This is a genomic window from Marinobacter antarcticus (assembly GCF_900142385.1).
In the GTDB taxonomy this organism is placed as follows: Bacteria; Pseudomonadota; Gammaproteobacteria; order Pseudomonadales; family Oleiphilaceae; genus Marinobacter; species Marinobacter antarcticus.
In genome coordinates this window covers 2,113,606-2,135,602 of the sequence record NZ_FRAQ01000001.1, presented here as the reverse complement: position 1 = coordinate 2,135,602, position 21,997 = coordinate 2,113,606, and the positions used below count along the sequence as shown (strand labels likewise).

General features: G+C 55.0%; 22 protein-coding genes. 15 read left to right on the top strand and 7 right to left on the bottom strand.

What is annotated here, in order from left to right; translation table 11 throughout:
• The first annotated feature begins 79 nt into the window (after window positions 1-79).
• The 8 genes from BUA49_RS18185 (at window position 80) to BUA49_RS09980 (ending at window position 7,131) form a co-directional block, all read left to right on the top strand.
• A complete protein-coding gene (locus tag BUA49_RS18185) occupies window positions 80-391 on the top strand; it encodes a cold shock domain-containing protein (protein WP_072796994.1) in 312 nt (103 codons plus the stop codon).
• Window positions 392-566: 175 nt separating this feature from the next.
• On the top strand, window positions 567-1,205 hold the full coding sequence (locus BUA49_RS10010) for a pseudouridine synthase (protein ID WP_072796993.1): 639 nt from the start codon (window positions 567-569) through the stop codon (window positions 1,203-1,205).
• The gene (locus BUA49_RS10005; RefSeq protein ID WP_072796992.1) at window positions 1,202-1,651 is read left to right on the top strand and encodes an NUDIX hydrolase; all 450 of its coding nucleotides are present in this window, start codon (window positions 1,202-1,204) and stop codon (window positions 1,649-1,651) included. Before BUA49_RS10010 ends, BUA49_RS10005 begins: the two co-directional genes overlap by 4 nt.
• A gap of 51 nt (window positions 1,652-1,702) precedes the next feature.
• The gene (gene mnmA / locus BUA49_RS10000; protein WP_072796991.1) at window positions 1,703-2,887 is read left to right on the top strand and encodes a tRNA 2-thiouridine(34) synthase MnmA; all 1,185 of its coding nucleotides are present in this window, start codon (window positions 1,703-1,705) and stop codon (window positions 2,885-2,887) included.
• Window positions 2,884-3,528 carry a high frequency lysogenization protein HflD gene (hflD, locus tag BUA49_RS09995; RefSeq protein ID WP_072796990.1) on the top strand — a complete coding sequence of 215 codons (645 nt, stop codon included), beginning with the start codon at window positions 2,884-2,886 and terminating at the stop codon, window positions 3,526-3,528. Before mnmA ends, hflD begins: the two co-directional genes overlap by 4 nt.
• 90 nt (window positions 3,529-3,618) lie before the next feature.
• A complete protein-coding gene (gene purB, locus BUA49_RS09990; protein ID WP_072796989.1) occupies window positions 3,619-4,986 on the top strand; it encodes an adenylosuccinate lyase in 1,368 nt (455 codons plus the stop codon).
• Between the two features lie 20 nt (window positions 4,987-5,006).
• A complete protein-coding gene (locus tag BUA49_RS09985; RefSeq protein ID WP_072796988.1) occupies window positions 5,007-6,158 on the top strand; it encodes a ribosomal protein uL16 3-hydroxylase in 1,152 nt (383 codons plus the stop codon).
• Window positions 6,159-6,162: 4 nt separating this feature from the next.
• Window positions 6,163-7,131 (top strand): GNAT family N-acetyltransferase, encoded by a 969-nt coding sequence (locus tag BUA49_RS09980; RefSeq protein ID WP_072796987.1) that lies wholly within the window; start codon window positions 6,163-6,165, stop codon window positions 7,129-7,131.
• On the opposite strand, the gene BUA49_RS09975 is transcribed toward BUA49_RS09980, so the two are convergent.
• Complete coding sequence (locus BUA49_RS09975) at window positions 7,120-8,130, bottom strand: LysR family transcriptional regulator (protein ID WP_072796986.1); 1,011 nt, start codon at window positions 8,128-8,130, stop codon at window positions 7,120-7,122. The two genes, BUA49_RS09980 and BUA49_RS09975, sit on opposite strands and share 12 nt — an antisense overlap.
• 244 nt (window positions 8,131-8,374) lie before the next feature.
• On the opposite strand from BUA49_RS09975, the gene BUA49_RS09970 reads away from it, so the two are divergent.
• Together BUA49_RS09970 and BUA49_RS09965 are read left to right on the top strand one after the other, a co-directional pair.
• Window positions 8,375-9,148: a hypothetical protein gene (locus tag BUA49_RS09970; RefSeq protein ID WP_072796985.1), complete on the top strand. Its 774-nt coding sequence runs from the start codon at window positions 8,375-8,377 to the stop codon at window positions 9,146-9,148.
• Window positions 9,149-9,198: 50 nt separating this feature from the next.
• Entirely contained in the window at window positions 9,199-11,295 is a 2,097-nt protein-coding gene (locus BUA49_RS09965) for a hybrid sensor histidine kinase/response regulator (protein WP_072796984.1), read from the top strand.
• On the opposite strand, the gene BUA49_RS09960 is transcribed toward BUA49_RS09965, so the two are convergent.
• Together BUA49_RS09960 and BUA49_RS09955 are read right to left on the bottom strand one after the other, a co-directional pair.
• Complete coding sequence (locus BUA49_RS09960; RefSeq protein WP_072796983.1) at window positions 11,261-11,722, bottom strand: MarR family winged helix-turn-helix transcriptional regulator; 462 nt, start codon at window positions 11,720-11,722, stop codon at window positions 11,261-11,263. The genes BUA49_RS09965 and BUA49_RS09960 overlap by 35 nt on opposite strands.
• 3 nt (window positions 11,723-11,725) lie before the next feature.
• Window positions 11,726-12,217 (bottom strand): glutathione peroxidase, encoded by a 492-nt coding sequence (locus tag BUA49_RS09955; protein ID WP_139248758.1) that lies wholly within the window; start codon window positions 12,215-12,217, stop codon window positions 11,726-11,728.
• 273 nt (window positions 12,218-12,490) lie between these two features.
• Here BUA49_RS09955 and BUA49_RS09950 point away from each other — a divergent pair, with 273 nt between their 5' ends.
• Complete coding sequence (locus BUA49_RS09950) at window positions 12,491-13,705, top strand: pyridoxal phosphate-dependent aminotransferase (RefSeq protein WP_072796982.1); 1,215 nt, start codon at window positions 12,491-12,493, stop codon at window positions 13,703-13,705.
• Window positions 13,706-13,731: 26 nt separating this feature from the next.
• Window positions 13,732-14,193 carry a hypothetical protein gene (locus BUA49_RS09945; RefSeq protein ID WP_072796981.1) on the top strand — a complete coding sequence of 154 codons (462 nt, stop codon included), beginning with the start codon at window positions 13,732-13,734 and terminating at the stop codon, window positions 14,191-14,193.
• Between the two features lie 28 nt (window positions 14,194-14,221).
• Here the strand turns inward: BUA49_RS09945 and pdxB are convergent, their stop codons facing one another.
• The 3 genes from pdxB to BUA49_RS09930 are packed head-to-tail and all read right to left on the bottom strand — an operon-like array spanning window position 14,222 to window position 17,244.
• Window positions 14,222-15,379, bottom strand: coding sequence for a 4-phosphoerythronate dehydrogenase PdxB (pdxB, locus tag BUA49_RS09940; protein ID WP_072796980.1), 1,158 nt, complete (start codon window positions 15,377-15,379; stop codon window positions 14,222-14,224).
• A 17-nt stretch (window positions 15,380-15,396) separates the two neighbouring features.
• A complete protein-coding gene (locus BUA49_RS09935; RefSeq protein ID WP_072796979.1) occupies window positions 15,397-16,683 on the bottom strand; it encodes a DEAD/DEAH box helicase in 1,287 nt (428 codons plus the stop codon).
• Between the two features lie 6 nt (window positions 16,684-16,689).
• Window positions 16,690-17,244, bottom strand: a complete 555-nt coding sequence (locus tag BUA49_RS09930; RefSeq protein ID WP_407656674.1) for an elongation factor P hydroxylase — start codon at window positions 17,242-17,244, stop codon at window positions 16,690-16,692.
• A gap of 186 nt (window positions 17,245-17,430) precedes the next feature.
• On the opposite strand from BUA49_RS09930, the gene dsbD reads away from it, so the two are divergent.
• Entirely contained in the window at window positions 17,431-19,338 is a 1,908-nt protein-coding gene (gene dsbD, locus BUA49_RS09925; protein ID WP_072796978.1) for a protein-disulfide reductase DsbD, read from the top strand.
• 36 nt (window positions 19,339-19,374) lie between these two features.
• Here the strand turns inward: dsbD and tusA are convergent, their stop codons facing one another.
• Window positions 19,375-19,614 carry a sulfurtransferase TusA gene (gene tusA / locus BUA49_RS09920; protein WP_072796977.1) on the bottom strand — a complete coding sequence of 80 codons (240 nt, stop codon included), beginning with the start codon at window positions 19,612-19,614 and terminating at the stop codon, window positions 19,375-19,377.
• 84 nt (window positions 19,615-19,698) lie between these two features.
• Here tusA and BUA49_RS09915 point away from each other — a divergent pair, with 84 nt between their 5' ends.
• Window positions 19,699-19,989, top strand: a complete 291-nt coding sequence (locus BUA49_RS09915; RefSeq protein ID WP_072796976.1) for an antibiotic biosynthesis monooxygenase family protein — start codon at window positions 19,699-19,701, stop codon at window positions 19,987-19,989.
• Window positions 19,990-20,097: 108 nt separating this feature from the next.
• On the top strand, window positions 20,098-21,924 hold the full coding sequence (locus BUA49_RS09910) for a sensor domain-containing diguanylate cyclase (protein WP_072796975.1): 1,827 nt from the start codon (window positions 20,098-20,100) through the stop codon (window positions 21,922-21,924).
• Window positions 21,925-21,997: the final 73 nt, after the last annotated feature.

Sequence of the window (21,997 nt, the reverse complement as noted above, 5' to 3'; positions counted from 1 at the left end):
CGATTCCAAGGCCGGTCCAGCACATGAAACAACCGATTGAACAATAACAAGTGACAGCAAAAGAACAGGGGAGTTCATCATGCCAAAAGGCAAAGTAAAGTGGTTCAACAATGCCAAAGGGTACGGTTTCATCATAGAGGATGGCTGCAGTGACGACCTGTTTGCCCACTTTTCGTCAGTCCAGATGGACGGTTACAAGACGTTAAAAGCAGGTCAGGCAGTCAATTTCGACAAGAAACCCAGTGACAAGGGTGTGCATGCTATTAACATCATACCCGAGGAATCGACCGGATCGCAGGCCCAGGCAGACACGTCAGAGTCCCTGAAACAGACGTCCGGAACAGCTGATGAAGAAAGCGGGGACTATCCTCCCCGCGCGGCGAACGCCTGAAACGCATACCAGGCCAGCCTTAAAGTTGCTGAGCACTCCTGCCGGATAAAGCCGGCGGGGTTTGCCCTGTAATACTGTGGGCGAGATATAGTGCTTGTCTTGCGCTTTCAAACGCCGCTTTTTCTACGTACCCTTCCCCTCTGATTTTATTTTAACCTGCCCGGGAGCTTCCTCCATGGCTGAACTCATCCTTTTTAACAAACCGTTCCAGGTACTCTGCCAGTTTACGGATGAGTGCACAGCCGCCGGGCAGAACCCCCGCGCGACCCTGGCTGACTGGATCCGCATCCCTGACATCTACCCTGCCGGGCGACTGGATTTCGATTCCGAAGGCCTTCTTCTGCTGACCAGCGACGGCCCCTTACAGCATCGTATTGCGGCGCCGGCCCAGAAGACGCCAAAAACCTACTGGGTGCAGGTTGAAGGCAATATTTCCGCAAGCGCCGTAGAAGCACTTTCGGCCGGCGTTACGCTTAAAGACGGCCGCACCCGGCCGGCAAAAGCTCGCAGAATGAAGGAGCCGGAACTGTGGCCCAGAGTTCCACCGGTGCGCAGGCGCGATACGATACCTACCAGTTGGCTGGAACTGATCATAACCGAAGGGCGCAACAGGCAGGTGCGGCGGATGACCGCTGCCGTCGGCTTTCCAACATTACGGTTGATCCGCTATCGTATTGGTGACTGGTCGCTCGACGGGCTTGAGCCGGGCACCTACCGAAAAATCTCTGTCAATCTGCCAGCAGCCCCGCAACCCGGAAAGCAAGCGACGCGAGCCCGATCTGTCAAAACGCCACGGAGGACCCGAAGATCATGACCTGGACACCCCATGCCACGGTAGCCGTGGTTGTTGAAGATTCACAGGGCCGCTTCCTGATGGTTGAAGAACACAGTAACGGGCGGATTGTATTCAATCAGCCTGCCGGGCACGTTGAAGAAGACGAAGCCATTCTCGACGCCGTGCGACGGGAAGCTCTTGAGGAAACCGGCTGGGAAGTCGAACCAGAGCACTTTCTAGGGCTTTATACCTACAAGGCACCGGCAAACGGCGTAACCTATTATCGTTTTTGCTTCATAGGAAAAGCTCGCCAACGGGTAACCGAAGAGCTGGACACTGGCATAATCGCAGCCCACTGGTTATCGCTGGAAGACATCCGTCAGCTGGGCAACAAACTCCGCAGCCCGCTGGTTGTCAAAAGTATAGAGGATTACCGAAAAGGTCGCTGCTATCCGTTGGACGTAATTGCAGACTCGCAGACGTAACCGGCACAAAATGGTAAACTCCCGCGTTTTTCACCGGTGCCCAGAACTGTCATGACAAATCCATCATCCGAAGCCCGCTCCCCGGAGAACACACGCGTCATCGTCGGCATGTCCGGCGGTGTTGATTCCTCGGTCGCGGCCTGGCTACTAAAAGATCAGGGCTATCAGGTCGAAGGCCTGTTCATGAAGAACTGGGACGAAGATGACGGTACCGAATACTGTACGGCCATGACCGACCTGGCAGACGCTCAGGCGGTCTCGGATGCTATCGGCATCAAGCTCCATACCGCAAGCTTCGCAGCCGAATACTGGGATCGCGTTTTCGAGCACTTCCTTTCTGAGTACCAGGCGGGTCGCACCCCTAACCCGGACATTCTGTGCAACAAAGAGGTCAAGTTCCGGGCCTTTCTCGACTATGCAATAACACTCGGAGCGGACTATATCGCCACGGGGCACTACACCCGCCAGCGCCCGCTTGCAGATGGATCAGGCAAAGCGCTTTTATTAAAAGGCCTCGATGCAAACAAGGATCAGAGCTACTTCCTTCATGCAGTGTCCGGTGGCCGGATCGCACGCACTTTGTTCCCGGTCGGTGAGCTGGAAAAACCGGAAGTACGCCGGATTGCCGAACAGCAGGGGCTCGTCACCCACGACAAAAAAGACTCCACCGGTATCTGCTTTATCGGTGAGCGCAAATTCACCGATTTCCTGAAACAGTACCTGCCGGCACAGCCGGGTGATATCGAAACTCCAGAAGGCAAAAAGATCGGCCGCCACCAAGGGCTGATGTACCACACCATTGGCCAGCGCCAAGGCCTGGGAATTGGCGGGCTCAGCGACTTTGGAGATGATCCGTGGTACGTGGCCGGAAAAGACCTGGAGCGTAACGTGTTGACCGCCGTTCAGGGCAAGCACCACCCGCTGCTGTTGTCGCGGGGGCTGCTATCAGGCCCGGTTGACTGGATCGCAGGGGAGCCGCCGGCGCAATCATTCCGTTGCAAGGCAAAAACCCGCTACCGCCAGCCTGACCAGGATTGCGAAGTCACGGTTATTGAGGGTGGAGTCAAAGTCGTTTTTGATGAGTCCCAGAGGGCCGTTACGCCTGGCCAGTCTGTGGTTTTTTATGACGGCGAGATCTGCCTGGGAGGCGGAGTGATTACAGAAACCTGGCGTGATGACGAAACTCTCCCTGACCGCCTCTCGCTCTCTTCCCATAATCAGGAAACAAGCCAATGAGCCGATCGCTTCACGATCAGACACTGGCGTTGGCGGGCGTCTTCCAGGCCGCCAACCTGGTTCAGCAAATCGCCAACAACGGGCACTGTAACGATACCAGCCTGGAGGCGTGCCTGCGCTCGCTGTTTGCAACAAATCCGGCAACTACTCTCGACGTCTATGGCGGTGAACTGACCGATGTGCGTGAAGGGCTGGTCACGCTCTCAACGGTTATGAGCGAACAGAGTAAACAGCAGGATATCGAGGTGCTGCGTTACGTACTGAACCTGATTCATCTGGAATCAAAACTCAACCGGCACAGCGACATGCTCGACGTGATTGGCAGCCGTATCGACCAGGCCCGGCACACCGCCAGCCACTTCGGCTATATCCATACAAACCTGATCAGTAACCTGGCCTCTATCTACACAGATACTATCAGCACCTTCCGCCAGCGCATTCAGGTGAGCGGCAATCCCTCACTGCTGCAACGGGACGAGAATGCCGCCAAAGTCAGGGCGCTCCTGCTTGCAGGTATTCGTTCGGCGGTGCTTTGGAGGCAGACTGGCGGGCGCCGCTGGCAACTGGTCTTGTCGCGCCGCAAGGTGATTCAGCATGCGCGGGAACTCGCGGAACAAGCGAACCGCTCACTTGATAAGTGATCCGGTACCACTGATTCACCGGCGGTGCTGGTGTATTATGGTGCATCTCCTTTTTCTGAACCGATTCTTTGATCATATGCGAGGTTTTCGATGGAACTCAACGCCCTGACCGCCATTTCCCCGGTCGATGGACGCTATGGCAGTAAAGTCAGCGTTTTCCGTGATATTTTCAGTGAATATGGCCTGATCAGGAACCGCGTGACGGTCGAAATCCGATGGCTGCAGCAGTTGGCCGGGCACCCCGAAATCACCGAAGTTCCAACATTCAGCTCAGAGGCAAATGCATTCCTTGATCAGATGATCAGTGGGTTCAGCCTCCAAGACGCGGAGCGTATAAAGGAAATCGAGCGCACCACAAACCACGATGTGAAAGCGGTTGAGTACTTTATCAAGGAAAAAATTGCCGGCATTCCGGAGCTTCATGCCGTAACCGAGTTTGTTCACTTTGCCTGCACCTCTGAAGACATCAACAACCTCTCCCACGCCCTGATGCTTCGCGAAGGCTTGGACAATGGCCTGTTGCCTGCAATGAGCCGGGTTGCCAACAAACTGAGTGAGCTTGCCCAAGAGCACGCTGAACAGCCAATGCTGTCACGCACCCACGGCCAGACGGCCTCACCCACCACCGTTGGCAAAGAGTTCGCTAACGTGGTGTACCGGCTGCACCGGCAAATCAAGCAAATTCGTGGCATTGAGATTCTGGGTAAGATCAATGGTGCCGTTGGCAACTACAACGCCCACATCTCCGCCTATCCGGCAGTGGACTGGGCCGCCAACGCCAAGGCGTTTATTGAAAGCCTCGGCATCGACTTCAATCCTTACACCACTCAGATTGAGCCCCACGACTACATCGCCGAGCTCTTCGATGCCGTCGCCCGCTTCAATACCATCGTGACTGATCTTGATCGGGATGTCTGGGGCTACATTTCACTGGGCTATTTCAAACAGAAGACCGTTGAAGGTGAAGTGGGTTCTTCCACCATGCCTCACAAGGTCAATCCGATCGATTTTGAAAACTCCGAAGGTAACCTGGGCATTGCCAACGCACTGCTTAACCACCTGTCTGCCAAGCTGCCGATTTCACGCTGGCAGCGCGATCTGACCGACTCCACCGTGCTGCGCAACCTTGGCGTTGGTTTTTCTCACAGCCTGATCGCCTACGAGGCCACTCTCAAGGGGTTAGGCAAACTGGAGTTAAACCCGGCGCGTCTCGATGAAGACCTCAACAAGGCGTGGGAAGTGCTTGCGGAACCGATCCAGACCGTGATGCGCAGATACAACATTGAGAAGCCCTACGAAAAGCTTAAAGCCCTGACCCGTGGCAAAGCCATGACGCCAGAGGTTATCAGGAGCTTTGTCGAAAGCCTCGAGATTCCTGATAGTGCAAAAGCGGAGCTGATGGCCCTGACACCGGGCAACTACATCGGCGACGCCGTTGATCAGGCCCGCAACATCTGAATTATTGAGGAAGTACAACGATGGATATGCTTGGCGGACTCTCGCCTTCTGAATTTCTGAGGGACTACTGGCAAAAAAAACCGCTGGTCATCCGCCAGGCATTCCCCGGCTTTCAGTGCCCTGTCGATGCGGACGAGCTGGCTGGTCTTGCCTGTGAAGAAGGCGTGGAATCACGCATCGTCATCGAGAACGACGATGGCAAGCCCTGGCAGCTGCACAACGGCCCGTTCTCGGAAGAACGCTTCAGCCAGTTACCCGAGCAGGACTGGACTTTGCTTGTACAGGGCCTCGATCACTGGGTTCCGGAGGTCGCTGACCTGCTTGAGCACTTCCGCTTTGTCCCCAACTGGCGCCTTGATGACATCATGGCAAGCTATGCACCCAGGGGCGGCAGCGTAGGCCCTCATTACGACCAATATGATGTGTTTCTGCTGCAGGCACAGGGGCACAGGCGCTGGACGTTCGGCGGCCGATGCGATAACACCTCACCCCGGATGGAAGGCACGCCACTGCGTATACTCAGCAGCTGGGAAGGCGAAGAAACGGTTACCCTCGAGCCCGGCGACATGCTGTACCTTCCGCCGGGCATTGGCCATCACGGTGTAGCCGAAGACGATTGCATTACCCTCTCAGTTGGCTTCCGGGCGCCGACTATCGAGGATCTGCTTACCGGGTTTACCGACTTTCTGTGCAACAAGTCGGATGCCGCCGATCACATGAATGATCCGGATCTTCAAGTTCAGGATAATCCGGGTACGATAGCATCAGGCGTTATCGACCGGCTGCAAGCCGTTCTGACAGAAAAACTCGAGGACAAGCGCCAGCTGGCTCTGTGGTTTGGTCAGTACGCGACGGCACCGAAGAGCATGGATGTTGTGGTGCCGGCGGAAGAGCCTGCCTCGGATGAAGACTTCGCCGAAGCCATTCGGGCCGGCGAGCAGCTGCGCTGGAACGAAGGTTCCCGCTTTGCTTTTCATGAGGAAAGCGACGAAACCGCCCTGTTTGCAGACGGCGAACAGTTTCTGCTCAAAGGCGATGCCCGCCCGTTGGCACCCTTATTATGTTCGGGAGCGCGCATTGATATGAGCGCCCTGGCTCAGTTTGCCGGAGATCCTGCCCTGCTCGGCCTGCTGACGAATCTTTATAATCAGGGCTCTGTGTATTTCGAGTAATGCCATGACCGTCCGGATTCGAAAATACAGCTGGCAGCTTGCCCCGGGACATATCCGGAGCATCCGCCAGAAAGTATTTGTGGAAGAACAAAGCGTTCCACCTGAGCTGGAATGGGACGATACAGACGAAATTGCCGATCATTTTCTCGCGGTTCTGCCGGACAACACACCGGCTGGCGTAGCCCGGCTGTTCTCAACCCTGGGCGAAACTGGCCACATCGGTCGCATGGCCATCCTGCCGGAATTCCGGGGTCGTGGTATTGGTGAAGCCCTGCTCCGGCATCTGATCACCGAATCTGCCGGGCAGTATCAGGAGCTGAAGCTCTCTGCCCAGCAACACGCTATAGCCTTCTATCAGCGGGCCGGCTTCCATGTTTGCTCAGAACCTTACGATGATGCTGGTATCCCCCATCTCGACATGCGCTGCCTTGCTCCGGCGCTGATTCAAGAGCAGGTCGACTCCAAGAGATTCCGCCCCATGCTGCTCGGTGCGGACACGCAACCCTGGCTCTTCGATAACGAAAGCAGCATGCTCGATCTGATGGATTCCATGGTTGGCCAGGCAGGTCAGCGGCTGTGGCTGTATGACCGAATACTGGATCACGATCGTTATGATCGCTACAGGTTCAGGGAGCTGGTATCAAGCCTTGCACGTCGCCACAGGCTTAGCGAAATACGCCTGCTCATCCATGACGACCAGCCTCTGGTAAAGCGCCGCCACCAGCTGGTTGAACTGATGCGACGGCTACCCAGCCGTATTGAACTGAGACTGGTCAACAGTGACTACCCCCATGAAGATCAGCCATTTATTATCGCAGATCGGGAAGGCGTGGTGTACCGGCACGACTTCACCCGGCCTTCAGGGTTTGCCGGGTTCGCAGACAGTGGTCGTGTAAGGTTACTGTCGGAAAACTTCCAGCGCATGTGGGACGCCGGGCGCCGATCGCTTGAACTGCGTGAGCTACCGCTCTGACTGATGCGCCAGAGGCGCGTCCACAGATTCAAAGCGGGCGCCAAAAGGTGCGAATTCCTCATCGACTTCTTCCGCAACGTCTGAAATCAGCCTACGAAGCCACTGGTGATCAGAGTTGTGCTGCAACAGCGGGCTCCATGCCATTTTTAGCTCAAAAGGCGGGATATCGAAGGGCGGGATCTTCACCACCAGGTTAGCGTTGTCTTTTTGCAGCCAGGCCGCCCGGGATGGAAGCGTGGCAATAAGATCGTGCTGTTCCGCCAGCAGCATGGCCGACTGATAATGGCGGGTAAACACTGAGATCTGTCGTTTGCTCCCCATTCTCGACAAAGCCTCATCAACCCATCCAAGGCGCTGGACGTCTTTCGGGTTTACCCCGACACCCACGCCAAATCCGGTTTTACTGACCCAGATATGGCTGGCATCCAGGTAAGTATCCAGTGTGAAAGGCTCTTTCAGTATCGGGTTGCGAGCGTTCATCAGGCAGGCAAAGTATTCGATCCAGAGGGTCTTCTGGTGAAACGACTGAGGAATCTTGTCGAACCGGTTGATCGCCATATCAAGGCGGCCCTGCTCCACGTCCAGAAAGCTCACATCACTCGGGGTGAGCACATCGAGCGTTACGTGTGGCGCCTCTTGGCGGATCCGCCGTAAAACCCGGGGCATAAGACAGGATTCGGCATAATCACTGGCCATGATGCGAAATACTCTCTGGCTCTCCAGGGCCGCAAACGGCGTCTTTTCCTGTACCGCCTGCTCAATATCTGAAAGGATACTTCTGACCAATGGCTGCAGTTCCCGCGCCCGTTCTGTGGCGGTCATGCCCTCGCTCGTCCGCACCAACAAGGGATCACTGAACAGATCACGCAAACGGCGCAAACTGTTACTCATAGCCGGCTGGGTAATGCCAAGATGGTTTGCTGCCTTGGTGACATTGCGCTCCCTGAGCAATACATCCAGATAAACAAGAAGATTGAGATCGATGCGGGAAATATCCATGAACAACTCCGGGGCAGGAAAGAGACCTTCAGCCTGGCGCAACCCAAGCGACCATTCATTAAAACAATATACAGGATAAAAATAATTCACAAAAACTATACGGAAGCCGATCTTTCACATTTGATTTCAGATTCAATGCCGAATTTCTGATAATCTTTCTTTCAGTTGCCTGATGTATCGGCATATGAGGTCAGAATCCTGTACCAGGCGTGACTTGCCCAAAAGCCGGAGCCATTGCGCAAACATGAATACCATTACCATTGTCCTTGCCTTAGCGGCCATCGTTGTGATTTCGATCGTCGTTATTGTGATTAGTCAGATGCGCGAGAAGGCACGGATTGAGCGTGTTCGCAAAATTACTGCACTGGAGGACAGCTACAAAAGGTGCAACCGCCTGCTCTCGGAGCTTCCCGGGCAATATCTGACACCGGACCTGAAGCTGTTACTGCTTAAACGCATGGAAGATGTCTGTAATGACCTTGCAGGGCTTAAATCCAGTCTGCCGGTAGAGCAATGGCGTGAGGCCACATTACAGCGGAAAACCCAGATTCGGGAAAACCGGGATGACGTGCGGCCCGTAAAGATCGATTCGCCCGAAAAATCCGCATACGTTAAAGATCTTCTGCAAAATCTGTTCAAGATGATCGAAGCCATGCACAAAAGTGGCCGCATAGATGGCGCAACCGCCAAGAAGAACCTGAAGTTTGTCCTTTTTCTGGTCCACAAAACCCACGCGGATCTTCACGTTTTCCAGGCCCGCGACCATATCCGACAGAACGAGATACGAAAAGCAATCCACTCCTATCACCTGGCCAGCACAGAAATGGGCAAGTCCCGGGACAACCCGCTTGCCATGAAAGCCGTCAAGAGCTTCCGCATCCGGATAAAGGAACTGGAAGCTATGAGCGCGGGTGGCGATGGCAGTGACTCTGTGGAATCCCAGTCCAAAATGGATAAACAGTGGGACAGCTTTCTTCATGATGAAGAATGGAAGAAAAAAGCCGACTACGACGACTGAATGCGTGAGCCGGGCAATGTAACTGCCCGCAAACAGGGACAGTGACATCCGTGACCAAAGGCTTCAAACACCGGCTTTCCTACCGGCTCACCCGCGATACGGTGCTGATCGCCATGGTGTTGGGGCTTGTCCTTAACGTTGTACAGATCACCCTGGACTACTTCGGCGCCCGTCATTCCATGGAGGAGGACATTCAGGCACTGATTGAAGTCAGCCATAATCCTGCCTCCCAGATTGCCTACAACATTGATGTGCGACTGGCAGAAGAGCTGCTCGATGGCCTTCTCAGGCACCCCGCGACCATTGACGCCAGAATTGTCGATAGCGAAAACAGCACCATGGCTGCTGCCAGCAAGAGCAGCCCTGTTTCGCCATATCGCTGGATCAGTGACGAACTGTTTGGTGCCAGCCGGGTCTTCAGCCGGGAACTGCGTGTTTCACAGCTCAACAATCTCCCTCTCGGCCAGCTTGTATTGACGATTGATACTTACCACTATGGCTTACAGTTTCTGGAGCGCGCGAGTTACACGCTGATCAGCGGGCTTTTGAAAAGCCTGATTCTCTCTGCGTCACTGCTTGGTATTTTCTATCTGATTCTGACGCGGCCAATGCTCAGCGTTATCGGCGCACTGAGCGAGGTCAAGGCCAGCTCACCAGAAAAAATCCGTTTGCCCACCCCCCCGGGCCATCAGCACGATGAAATCGGCACGATGGTGGGGATCATCAATCAGCACTTGGAAACCATTGACCTCACTCTGGCCCAGCTCCGCATGGCAGAAAGCACCATGAAGAACTATTCCAGCGAGCTGGAGCAGGAAGTCGAAAGCCGGACCCGGGAAATATCGGATAAAAACCAGGCGCTGCAAAGGGGCAACCGGGCACTGGTAAAAGCCAAGGAAGATGCCATGCGCAGGGCCAGGGCCAGGGCCAACTTTCTGGCGAGCATGAGCCACGAAATACGTACGCCACTGAACGGCGTGCTCGGCATGCTGGGGCTCGCACTGGAGGGGGAGCAAGACTCCGCGAAGCGTCATCGCCTTCAGATCGCGCTGTCGGCCGGCGAAAGCCTGCTCAGTATACTCAATGACATTCTGGACATTTCCAAGGTTGAAGCCGGAAAGCTCAACCTGGAACATATTCCGTTTGATATGCATAGGCTGATCGAAGAATGCGCAACGTTGCATACTCAGCAGGCCCGCAAGAAAGGCATCGATCTGATTGCAGAAACCGACTTGGGTTTCCCCAGCCGTTTTCTGGGCGACCCGACCCGTATTCGCCAGATCCTCAACAACCTGCTAAGTAATGCCATCAAATTTACCGACTCCGGCAGCGTCTGTATAACCGCTCACTATTCCGCCGGCATTCTGACCATCGATGTGAGCGATACCGGTATCGGTATGAGCAAAGAAGGCCTGCGCCGGATATTCTCCCCGTTCTCCCAGGCCGACACACAAACCACACGCCTGTATGGCGGCACAGGGTTGGGTCTTACGCTGTGCCGCCAGCTTGTTGAGCGTATGCACGGCGAAATAAAGGTCGACTCGAAGGAGCAACAGGGAACCCGGTTTACCATCACTGTGCCCTTGCCCGTATACAGCAACCTGAATAGCTACGGCTTTCAAGAGAATTCTCAAGAGAGCTCACAAGAGATTTCTCGGCGCGCTGAATTGCCCGAAAGCATCGTTTCGTCGCTGCGTGCAGAGATCACCGCAGACACGGGACACCTACCGGTCTCTACCAACGAGACCCCGGGTGCTCCACAACAACGGGCGCTTCGGATACTGTTGGTCGAAGACAACGAAGTAAACCAGATATTGGCGAGCACGTTACTGAAAAAAATGGGGCACTATGCAGATGTAACAGAAAACGGTGAGCTGGCGATTAAGGCACTTGAGCAGCGGCATTACGATCTGGTGCTCATGGACTGCCAGATGCCGGTGATGGACGGCTTTGAAACGACGCGAAGGATCCGCAAAAACCCGGCGTGGCGTGAGCTGCCCGTGATAGCTGTTACGGCCAATGTGATGCAGGGCGACAGGGATGACTGCTTTGCCTGCGGCATGAATGACTACATCACGAAGCCATACAACCGCAGTCAGCTGAGCGCCGCGATTATGCGCTGGGCACCTTTTCCTGCGCCTCAATAGCTCTTAGCACTGCATTGAGTTCATTCCGCAGCGCCAACAGCCGCTCCTGGGCAACGTCCAGCCCGCACAGAAGCTTCTGTGGCACCTGTGCAGCCAGCTCCTTCAGGTCGGCGCCCTGCGCGGTTAATGATATGGTAACCACGCGTTCGTCATCCAAACTGCGTTCCCTGCGGATAAGCCCCCTTAGGGCCAGGCGCTTCAGCAGCGGGGTAAGCGTGCCCGAATCAAGCCGCAAACGCGCTCCAAGATCAGAAACCCGGGTTGCCTGGCCGTTCCGGGCACGTTCCCATAGCACGAGCATTACAAGGTACTGCGGGTATGTCAGTTCCAGCTCCGCAAGCAGCGGACGATATCGGGCAGTGATCGCCCGGTTGGCCGCGTACAGGCTGAAACAGATCTGGCTATCCAGTGCGAGTGCGTCGTCCACAGGTCAGCTCGACAGAAGCTTTTCAATGTCTGCCTTGATGTCTTCAGGCTTTGTCGTTGGCGGATAACGGCGCACCACGGTTCCATCGCGACCTATCAGGAATTTGGTAAAGTTCCACTTTACCTTCTCGGAACCCAGAAGCCCTTTTGCCTCCGCCTTCAGGAACTGGAACAAAGGGTGGGCATGCTCTCCGTTAACATCAACCTTCGAAAACATGGCAAAGTCCACACCGTAATTCAGGGTGCAGAACTGGCTGATGGCATCGTCATCAGCAGGATCCTGGTTCATGAACTGGTTGCAGGGAAACCCGAGAACCTCCAACCCCCGCTCCCCGAGTTCTTTGTGCAAAGACTGCAATCCCTCAAACTGCGGAGTGAAGCCACACTTGCTGGCAGTGTTGACAACCAGCAACACCTGGCCCTGATAATCGGCCATCTTCTTTTCATTACCTTTGATGTCCCGAACAGTGAAGTCATAAACCGAATTACTGGCCACAGGTTTCTCCTTAGCAGAGCCATGATTACCTGCACACGACAGGCAGAATTAGAATTTTGCACCGTTATATTGTGCACAATTTAATTAAAGACTATACAGGAAAGCGGACGCACGCAATCGGTTTATTGGCCATGGAATACCGGAATATAACGCTAACGCACCATAATTCATCACAATTCCCCTGTTGCCGTGGCCTGCTGCTCCGCTAGAATAGTGCTTGCCTGAACCGCAGGTGCCTGTTTTACGTTTACTGACTGAGGAAGCCCGGGTCTTATGCACAACTACTACAAATCCGCCAAGCTGGATAACGTGTGTTATGAAATACGTGGCGTAGTGATGCGGGAGGCTCGCCGCCTGGAAGAGGAAGGCCACCGGGTGCTGAAGCTAAATATCGGCAACCCTGCCGCTTTTGAGCTGGATGTTCCCGAAGAGATCCAGCAGGACGTGATTTACAACATGCACCAGGCTCAGGGCTATGTAGAATCAAAAGGCCTGTTTTCGGCCCGCAAGGCGGTGATGCACTACTGCCAGCAAAGGGGCATCGACAAAGTCGATATTGACGATATTTTCCTGGGCAATGGTGTCAGCGAACTGATCGTCATGTCCATGCAGGCCATGCTCAACACCGGTGATGAAGTACTTATTCCGGCGCCGGACTACCCTCTCTGGACGGCAGCCGTGACCCTCTCGAGCGGCAAGCCCGTGCACTACCACTGCGATGAGGAACAGAACTGGTTTCCGGACATCGATGATATCCGTAAAAAGATAACCCGTCGTACCCGCGCCATTGTGCTGATCAACCCAAACAACCCCACGGGTGCGGTTTACAGCCAGGAACTGCTTGAACAGGTCATTGAGTTGGCGCGCAAGCACAATCTGATCGTGCTCTCCGACGAGATCTACGACAAGATCCTTTATGACGGCACCCTGCACGTGTCCACGGCGTCTCTGGCGGATGACGTGCTATTTTTCACTTATAACGGGCTCTCCAAAAATTACCGTGCCGCAGGTTACCGTTCAGGCTGGATGATCATCAGCGGCGCCAAGCACCGGGCCAAAGACCTGATTGAAGGCATCGACATGCTTTCCAACATGCGCCTGTGTGCCAACGTCCCAGCGCAGCTGGCCATACAGACAGCTCTGGGCGGCTACCAGTCAATCGATGACCTGGTTGCGCCGGGCGGGCGGCTTTACGAGCAACGGGAAACCGCTTGGCGAATGTTGAACGACATCCCCGGTGTAAGCTGTGTGAAGCCCCAGGGCGCCTTGTATCTTTTCCCCAAGCTCGACCCCAAAAAATTCCCGGTCTTTAATGATGAGAAACTGATCCTCGATCTTCTGCTACAGGAAAAAATTCTTCTTGTTCAGGGCTCTGCATTCAACATTGATGACAAGCAGCACCTCCGGGTTGTATTCCTGCCCCGCAAAGACGCGCTGGAAGATGCGATGGGCCGACTGGGGAATTTCCTGACCAAATACAGTCAGTAAAGGCACAAGCAAAAAGGAATTCGCTCATGGCTGACATTCACGTTGAAGAGTTCTACAAAGACGCAGCCGTCGCCTTGGTGCAGCTTTATAGTGCTTTTCCAAGGCGTGTAGACCTGTTTGTAGAGGATATTGCCGGCCCGGACGAACCAGATGAATTCGGTTTGCACAGTAAACGTCATATGGCCTGTTTTGGTGCCCTGATCTGGCTGGCCGAAGAAGGTTTTCTGCGCTATGTGGACACCATTCGCCAAGAGGCTCTGGATCAGGCAATTCTTACACAGGAAGCATTTATCCGCCTGAGCTCGCCAGCACCTGACGTTCTCGTGCAGGAGCTTAGAGGGTCAGAGGAGCCGGCAGGCACACTCTTGCCACCCTCTTTGCAGGAAGACCTATCAAGTCACATCCATCTGGTTCGCACTGCACTGAAAAGCCGTCATTCCGTGCGTATCGGCCGTGCGGTTCACGCCACACTCTTTACGAGCAGGTAGGGCCATTAAATCGGCCACACTAGCGCGCTCAGATTTTTAGCTTGAACCCAATGGCACGAAAACTGTCCTGCAGGGACTTACTCGTGCCTTTCAGCTGTACTTTCAGGCTGGAGCATTCCCTCCGTACTGGATAATCCCGCCGCAGGCGGTCAAAAGCTGCACCGCGCTCGTCGTCTGTCGGGGCCCTCATAGCGTGGCGCAGGCGCCCATCATCCTGTCTCGGATCATAGCAGGCTCGTAACGCTACCCGGATAGCCGCACGCTCATCCGCTGAGCTGGTAAATGAGACTTTGCTGAGGGCAGGCTCGGGCAGAAATTGCCCCGCCTGCTTGCGTGCAGGCAGCCCAAGAAACTTGCTTATCGCCTGGTAAATCATCTCTGTTCCCTGGACTTTGCCCTCAAGGCTATAGCCTGCGATATGAGGTGTGGCCAGCCAGACCCTGTCCACCAGTTCCGGGTTGATTCGGGGTTCCTGCTCCCAGACATCAAGAGCGACCAGCGGCGCATTGGCATGCCCCAGCCTGTCGCACAACGCTGCGCTGTCTATCACTTCGCCTCGCCCGGCATTGATCAGAAGCTGTTCAGCATTCAGCCCCGCAAGTTCTTGCGTCCCGATCATGTGAAATGTGGGATGTGCAGAATCGCGGGTCAACGGTGTATGTAGCGAAACTACGTCACACGCAAGGGCTTCATCCAGATCAACAAAGGTGTTGGCACCTTCTGGCTCATGTTCTGCCCTGGGCGGATCACAAAGTTTGACGCTGAAGCCTATGCGAACGAGTTTTTCTGCGAGCTCACCACCCACATTCCCAACCCCCACAATACCTACCGTGAGCCGCGACCAATCATTCAGAGCGCAACGTTCTGCATAGAGGGACAAAACCGACAGCACGTACTCAACAACACTGTTGGCGTTGCAACCGGGTGCTGCCGAAAAACGGATCCCGCTTTCCTCAAGCCAGCCCAGATCGACGTGATCGGTTCCAATCGTTGTGGTTCCTACGAAGCGCACACGGCTACCTTCCAGTAGCGCTCGATTTACCCGGGTGACCGACCGAACCAATAGCACATCGGCGTCACGGACATCTCCGGCACTCATGGTACGGCCGGAGACACGCCGGATCTCACCGACATCCCCAAAAAACGCCTCTACCAGCGGAATGTTCTCATCTGCGACGATCAACATAATAATCTCCCGCCGTATCAGTTCCTGCGTGGCCGTGGGCTACGACCACCCGGACCGCGTCCGCCCTGCCCCTGCGATGGGCGACGGCCGCGCTTACGGGTAATGGGCGGGTTATCCATTTCGACCATCAATGCCTCTTCCGGCACTGCCGTTTTGAGCTTCTGGTTGATATAGGACTCAATAGCGGGAAGGCCAAATGAATCATCTTCGCCCGCAAAACTGACAGAAACACCGGTTTTTCCCGCGCGGCCTGTACGACCGATACGGTGAACGTAGTCTTCAGCGTTGTCCGGCAAGTTGTAATTGAACACGTGGGTTACACCATTTACATGGATACCTCGCCCGGCGACGTCGGTTGCAACCAACACCTGTATGCTGCCCTCCTTGAACTGCTCCAGGGTTTTCAACCGCTTGTTCTGGGCAATTTCACCCGACATCAGAGCAACCTTAACGCCCTGATTGCGAAGATCCTCTTCAAGATCCCGGCACTGGTCACGTCGATTGGCAAATACCAGCGCCTTGTCTACTTCCGGACGCTTCAGATAATTCACCAGCACTGGCAGTTTTTCATCGTCGCCTACCAGATAGACCGTTTGTTCAACCCGCTCAGCGGTTTTCTGCTCCGGCTCTATTTCCACAAATTCGGCGTTATTCGTCCACATAGACGCAAGGTTGAGAACGTCCTGATTGAACGTCGCACTGAACAGCAACGTCTGGCGCTCATCCTTGGGGGTACATTTACGGATAATGCGTTTCACATCCGGGATGAAGCCCATATCGAGCATTCGATCAGCTTCATCCAGGATGAGAATATCGATTTGGTCAAGGAACACATCCTGTGAGCCCAGGAAGTCGATAAGACGGCCGGGGGTGGCCACCAGAATATCGACAATGCCATTGTGCAACTGTTCACGCTGTTTGTCGTAGTGCATGCCACCCACCACGGTCACGACCTTGTGGCCAGTGTGCTTGCAAAGCTCCTCGGCATCCTTGGCAATCTGCATGGCAAGTTCGCGGGTTGGCGCCAGCGCAAGAACGCGGGGCTCAGAAGCAAAGCGGTCGCCTTCCGGTATGGGTGTTTCCAGCAGGCTCTGGATGGCTGTAATAAGAAACGCCGCCGTTTTACCAGTTCCGGTCTGGGCCTGGCCAATCAGGTCTTCACACGCCAGTGTCCAGGGCAGAGTTTCTGCCTGTATCGGGGTGCAGTATTCAAAACCAATGGCAGCAATGGCGTCCAAAAGGCGCTTGTCCAGATTCAGATCACTGAATCTCAGATCGCCGGTGTGCTTTGGGTCAGATGTCATGGAGTCTCAGTTTGCCTCATAATGTTCTTTTGCGGAATATAGCGGAACCACACGCCCGACATCATCTTGCCAGGCTGCTCTGAAGGTATCTCCGGTTCCATAAAACGATTTCAGCGTATCAAAAAAGGACTGTGCCCGCTGCGGTAGACCTCTGGCCAGGTAGTCTTCTGCCTGATCCAGCATCCTGCACCGGAAGCTACCGTCGTCAGACGCGCCTTCTCCGGACAGGTTATCCACGCTTACGTGAAAGCGCGAGCCGGCGGCTACTGAAAACAGCCATTCGATAGCCTGTGGCTTTACTTCAACCTGCTCAAACGCTCGCTGTTGAGCAGGTGTCCGGCCGTCCGGGCAGTACCAGTAACCATAATCGTGAAGTGTGCGCCTGTGCTCACCTGCAACGCACCAGTGACTTATTTCGTGCAAAGCACTGGCATAATAGCCATGGGCAAAAACAATCTGCGCCAGTTCTCTGGTGCTGCCTGCAGGCAGGTATTCAGGTTCTTCGCTGCCTCTGACCAGAGTCGTCCGGAAAGCTTCCCGGAAAAGGTCATTAAACAGCATGATAAGATCGTTTGTACTGTGATTCATTGGGAAGCTATTGTGCGACTTTAAGGCGCCCAATGCCAGAGGGAACTTTCGCTGGGCCACTGTGTCCACTGGTTCCCTGAACATTACCGGACAGGCTGCTCGTCCGACATCGCCGCCTGTCCTCTTTAACATGACATAAACCGGGAAACTACGCATTCCATGAGAGCTCTATCCACTACATCCGGCAGCACCCGCCGCCTCACGAGGCCATTCAGCCTTTTTTTCGTGTTGACATTGCTGCTGGCAGTAGCAAATGCATCCTGGGCGCTCGGCAGTAGCAACTCCCTTTTCGGGGGCCAAGGCAGTCAGTTTCTACCGGTGGATGAAGCACTTCCGTTCAGCCATAGCACTGAGGGCAATGCGGTTGTGCTCTTCTGGGACATAACACCCGGGCATTACCTGTATCGGGACCGTATCAGCGTAAAAGCTCTGGATGAGGGCGTAAGCGCTGGCGCCCCTGAGTTCTCAAGTTCAGGGACCGAAACCGAGGATGATTATTTTGGCAAGACCACGGTTTTCTTCGATCCTGTAGAGGCCAGAATCCCGGTAACTCTGCCCGACAATATTCGCGAAGCCCGGTTTGAAGTAACGTATCAGGGCTGCGCAAAAGCCGGTCTTTGCTACCCGCCCCAGACCCGCGAGGTGCTCTTTTACCAGAGCCAGGATTCTGGCTCTGGTTCACAGAAAAGCAGTCAGGGCGAAGCCGGCCAAAGCGGCAACCCCCCCCGGGCGGATACCAGCTCTGCAACCGGGCTTGCCGGCTTCCTCTCAGAACAGTCAACTCTGGTGATTGCCGGTGTTTTTCTCCTGCTCGGTCTGGGCCTGACCTTTACACCTTGCGTGCTGCCGATGATTCCAATCATTTCTTCCCTGGTGTCCGGGCAGAACACACGCACAACCGGGCACGCCCTGCTGCTTTCAGGCAGCTATGTATTGGGAATGGCACTTACGTATGCGGGAGCAGGCGTTCTTACGGGGCTTCTCGGGGCAAGTTTCAACCTGCAGGCACAGCTTCAGTCACCGTGGGTGCTCGGCGTTTTCGCACTGATGTTTGTCGTGTTTGCTCTTTCCATGTTTGACCTGTTCGAAATTCAGCTCCCCCGCTTCGTCAGCGAGCCGCTGAATGACGCAAGCCAGCGGCTCACCGGTGGACGGGTTGTCAGCATTTTTGGCATCGGCGCCCTCTCCGCTCTGATTGTATCGCCCTGTGTATCTGCCCCGCTTGCGGGCAGCCTGCTTTATATATCCACTACACAGGACGCGGTGATCGGCGGAATTGCCCTTTTCGCTCTTGGGTTGGGCATGGGCATCCCGCTTATTCTTGTGGCCGTTGGTGGGCGAACGCTTCTGCCAACGACCGGGCACTGGATGACCACCGTCAAACACTTTTATGGCGTTATGCTGATAGCGGTCGCCATCTGGCTGATTGAGCGCCTGGTTCCAGGTTGGCTTGGCCTGACGCTCTGGGGCATTCTGATTGCCATAACCGGCGTGCAATTGGGGGCGTTTGATACAGCCAAAGCTGGTTGGGAGCGCACCCGGAAAGGCCTGGGGCTGATCTTTTTCGCCTACGGCCTGGCACTGCTCGCAGGAGCAGTTGCCGGCGCCAACGACCCGCTCGCCCCACTGGACCCGTTCGTCGCCAAATCCATCCCTGCCGGGTCATCAGGCAACGTCGCCGCCTCTGACACACGCCATGCAGATTTCACGCGGGTGGAGAATCCGTCCGAAATTGAGTCCATGTTGCTGCAGGCCAGGCAACAGGGCCGACCGATTGTGCTGGATTTCTACGCAGACTGGTGCATTTCCTGCAAAGTCATGGAGCGCAACGTATTCAGTGATGCCGGAGTGGTTCGTGCACTCAGTCCCTTCACGCTGCTGCAGCTCGATCTGACAGACAACACGCCGGCCCAACAGGCGATGTTGGACAGCCTGGGATTGTTCGGACCACCCGCCATTCTGTTCTATGACACCAACGGTGAAGAGATGGTAAGCCAGCGGGTTCTGGGCGAGATGGACCGGGACCAGTTCATGAACCACATCAACGGTCTGAGCCCTGCTATCTGAACACCTGCAAAGCATTAAACCCAGGGGAAGACCGGTTCAGACGCCGCGGCGTATGAGGTAAATGTAACGGTCGCCCTGCTCTGTATGGCTGACCAGCTCATGCCCCAGAAACTGGCAGAACCTGGGCACATCGCGAGTTGTTGAGGGATCTGTTGCAGTAACCCTGAGGACTTTTCCCGGGTCTACATCCTTGATGCGGTTGTGAAGCAACATGACAGGCTCCGGACAGAACAGTCCGCATGCATCCAGCTCGGCATCGTATTCGACAGCGGTCATAAAGCGTCTCCTTCTATTCGATCTGATTTTTCAGAAATACGTGCTAAATTACTGTTTATACCATTAAAACATCTGGAGGTTTGCATGATCCGGGTTCTGATTGAACGCCATATAGCCGAAACACTTGAAACTGCTTATGAGGAACGCTCTCGCAGGGTTCTGCAACGGGCAGTGGCAGCTCCGGGATTTATTTCCGGGGAAACGCTGGTAGACAGTCACGACCCCAATCACCGGATTACCCTTGCCAATTGGCGCTCCGAAGCCGACTGGAACCGTTGGCACCAGTCCGACGACCGTCGCAGCCTGATGGCCGAACTGGTTCCGATGATGGACAAGGATGAAACCATAACAGTACTTGAACAGAGCGGTGTTTGACCGCAACACGTTCAACCTGTGACGACTCGCATAATTTCAAACTGTTTAACAGCACAGTTTGTATACCTTCGCTACACTCCCAGACTTTAATGTCTGTGGAAGCGTCTGATGTCATTTTTCGCACGGCTTTTTTTTCTCCTGGCCTGCTACTTTGTTGCCGCACCAACATTCGTGAACGCAGCAGTGCCTGGCACGGAATGCCCGGTGCTCGACGCGACCGACGCCTTGGCGCGCAAGTCAATCATGCACTATGTGTGTTTCCACCAGGCATCACCAGGCTACCCGGGCCACGACGCAGCCTACCCTGGTGAACTGCCGGAAGACTTCAAATGGACGCCATCCCTCGGGCACGAACTGGCCTTCAGCCAAACCCGCTCGGTTTACTGGATCCGCCTGAACCTCAGCAACAATGAACGTGAGCGCAGGCTCTGGTATCTGAGCCTCAATTACCCCCTCCTCGATGAAGTCACATTCTGGCAGGGCGACGACCCCGGCGACACGCTTGTAACTGGTGACAAACAACCATTTAGTTCGAGGGCGGTAGACTACCGGTATTTCCTGCTACCGCTGGCACTCGCCAGTGGCGAAACCCTTTCGGTCACAATACGCATACGCAGTAGCGGCGCCCTGAATATTCCACTGCGACTGGAAACACCCTCGGAGCTGATTGCCGGGAGCAATCACCTGACCCTTACACACGGCCTGTTCTACGGCACAGTACTGGTGCTTGCCATTTTTAACCTCTTTTTGTTCTTCAGCTCCAGAACAGCCTATTACCTGCACAACGCCTTTTATATGGGGGCCTTGGGGATTTTCCTGTTTGCCATGGGCGGCTTTGCAAACCAGTATTTATGGCCCTCCAGCCCCGAACTTGCAAACACCGCCATTCCGTTTTCGCTATTGCTGTGCACTCTCGCAATGATCCTGTTCGGGCGTTCATTTCTTGAGGTAACGAAGCACACCCTTGCGGACAAAACTCTGAGAGTCATGATCTGGCTCTGCGCCGGCGTTACCGGCTTGACTCTGATACTTCCATACAGTCAGGCGATCCTTTTCAATACAGCGCTTGGGCTAACCACAATATTCATCCTTTCGATCATCGCCATAAGCCGGTGGCGTCAAGGCTACCAACCGGCAAAATGGTATGTTCTGGCCTGGATGGTCATGGCTGCCGGAGCGCTGATTTATGCTTCAGCGGCGTTCGGGTATTTGAGTGACTTCCTGGCCCGGGAATCGCTCATGCAAGTGGTGGTCGGCGGCCAGGTCATCCTGCTCAACTACGCAATGGTTCAACGTTGGCGACTCCTGAACAACAAACTGCTTGAAGCAGAGCAAGCCGCCCGAAGCGAACTGGAGTACCGGGTGCACGAACGTACCGCTCAGTTACGCTCCACCATGCGGGAGCTGGAGAACGCCAATCGCAAGCTTGCGACCCTAAGCCTTAACGATCAGCTTACCGGACTGTACAACCGGCGCCATATGGATAACGTTCTGCCCGAGCTTTGCGCAGAAGCTCGCAGAACCGGCCAGCCCCTCACAATTGCCTTGGTAGACGCCGATCACTTCAAGATTATCAATGACACCTGGGGGCACAGTTTTGGCGATACCTGCCTGCAACTGATTGCAGACATTCTGACTCGTCATGTGAAACGCCCAAGGGATATCACGATACGTTTTGGCGGTGAAGAGTTTGCTTTGCTGCTTCCCGGCACAGACACTGCCGGCGCGCAAAAAGTATGCAAAGCTCTGTTAAAGGACTTGCACACCACGGCTGTGACCGCCCCGGACGGCGCGAGGGCGGGCATTACCTTGAGCGCGGGCATTGCCTCGCTGCTGCCCGGCGAAGATCAACAGGAGCTTTTCGAGCGTGCAGACAGCGCGCTCTACGAAGCAAAGGCCCGAGGGCGCAATCAAACCGTTATTGCCGGAACATAGTGCAATTACTTTCGACTCAACGCCGCGTTTTTTTTGTTCTGGATTAATTTTGCCAAGTTCAACTTGAACAACT

Bases quoted from the DNA above. Each gene is read 5' to 3' on its own strand.
- purB (WP_072796989.1), top strand. From the start codon at position 3,619: ATGGAACTCAACGCCCTGACCGCCATTTCCCCGGTCGATGGACGCTAT.
- pdxB (WP_072796980.1), bottom strand. From the start codon at position 15,379: ATGTTGATCGTCGCAGATGAGAACATTCCGCTGGTAGAGGCGTTTTTT.
- BUA49_RS10010 (WP_072796993.1), top strand. From the start codon at position 567: ATGGCTGAACTCATCCTTTTTAACAAACCGTTCCAGGTACTCTGCCAG.
- mnmA (WP_072796991.1), top strand. From the start codon at position 1,703: ATGACAAATCCATCATCCGAAGCCCGCTCCCCGGAGAACACACGCGTC.
- BUA49_RS09945 (WP_072796981.1), top strand. From the start codon at position 13,732: ATGGCTGACATTCACGTTGAAGAGTTCTACAAAGACGCAGCCGTCGCC.
- hflD (WP_072796990.1), top strand. From the start codon at position 2,884: ATGAGCCGATCGCTTCACGATCAGACACTGGCGTTGGCGGGCGTCTTC.
- tusA (WP_072796977.1), bottom strand. From the start codon at position 19,614: ATGACCGCTGTCGAATACGATGCCGAGCTGGATGCATGCGGACTGTTC.
- BUA49_RS09985 (WP_072796988.1), top strand. From the start codon at position 5,007: ATGGATATGCTTGGCGGACTCTCGCCTTCTGAATTTCTGAGGGACTAC.
- BUA49_RS09915 (WP_072796976.1), top strand. From the start codon at position 19,699: ATGATCCGGGTTCTGATTGAACGCCATATAGCCGAAACACTTGAAACT.
- BUA49_RS10005 (WP_072796992.1), top strand. From the start codon at position 1,202: ATGACCTGGACACCCCATGCCACGGTAGCCGTGGTTGTTGAAGATTCA.
- BUA49_RS09970 (WP_072796985.1), top strand. From the start codon at position 8,375: ATGAATACCATTACCATTGTCCTTGCCTTAGCGGCCATCGTTGTGATT.
- BUA49_RS09980 (WP_072796987.1), top strand. From the start codon at position 6,163: ATGACCGTCCGGATTCGAAAATACAGCTGGCAGCTTGCCCCGGGACAT.
- BUA49_RS18185 (WP_072796994.1), top strand. From the start codon at position 80: ATGCCAAAAGGCAAAGTAAAGTGGTTCAACAATGCCAAAGGGTACGGT.
- BUA49_RS09975 (WP_072796986.1), bottom strand. From the start codon at position 8,130: ATGGATATTTCCCGCATCGATCTCAATCTTCTTGTTTATCTGGATGTA.
- BUA49_RS09910 (WP_072796975.1), top strand. From the start codon at position 20,098: ATGTCATTTTTCGCACGGCTTTTTTTTCTCCTGGCCTGCTACTTTGTT.
- BUA49_RS09935 (WP_072796979.1), bottom strand. From the start codon at position 16,683: ATGACATCTGACCCAAAGCACACCGGCGATCTGAGATTCAGTGATCTG.
- BUA49_RS09950 (WP_072796982.1), top strand. From the start codon at position 12,491: ATGCACAACTACTACAAATCCGCCAAGCTGGATAACGTGTGTTATGAA.
- BUA49_RS09930 (WP_407656674.1), bottom strand. From the start codon at position 17,244: ATGCTGTTTAATGACCTTTTCCGGGAAGCTTTCCGGACGACTCTGGTC.
- dsbD (WP_072796978.1), top strand. From the start codon at position 17,431: ATGAGAGCTCTATCCACTACATCCGGCAGCACCCGCCGCCTCACGAGG.